The 399-nt window shown below is 79.2% G+C and carries 1 protein-coding gene; it reads left to right on the top strand.

Going from position 1 to position 399, the window contains the following annotated elements:
- Positions 1 to 184 precede the first annotated feature (184 nt).
- A complete protein-coding gene (locus ACFV6I_RS06750; protein WP_380423789.1) occupies positions 185 to 310 on the top strand; it encodes a hypothetical protein in 126 nt (41 codons plus the stop codon).
- Positions 311 to 399: the final 89 nt, after the last annotated feature.

The following is a 399-nucleotide window of genomic DNA, read 5'->3' as shown; positions in this document are numbered from 1 at the left end:
CCCGTCCTGCACCCGGTGTCCCCCCCCCCCCAATTCGGCCACCCCCACCGCCAACGTGGCGCCGACCCCCCCGGGTACGCCTAGGCCCCCGGGCGCCCCGAGCGGCTCGGCCTCCCCGAGCGACTCGGCGAGCCCGAGCCTGAGCCTGGCTCCGAGTGCCGGGCCCTCGGGTGGTACCGGGGGTGTGCTCGCCTCCACCGGGGCCGGCGGCGGCATCCAGTTCCTCGCCGCCGGCGGCATCGGGCTGCTCCTGGTCGGCGGTGTCCTGATCCTGTTCCACGAGCGGCATCGTCGCCGCCGCAGGAGCTGAGTCGCGCACGGGTGGGAGGAGTGGGGGGGGGGTGGGGGGGGGCGAGCACGCCCGCCACGCCGGCGGGGGGGGGGGGGGGGGGGTGGTGC

The sequence above is a fragment of the Kitasatospora sp. NPDC059803 genome, assembly GCF_042732255.1.
Taxonomy (GTDB): Bacteria; Actinomycetota; Actinomycetes; order Streptomycetales; family Streptomycetaceae; genus Kitasatospora.
Note: the sequence above shows the minus strand (reverse complement) of the source record. Positions and strands in the feature narration are given on the sequence as shown.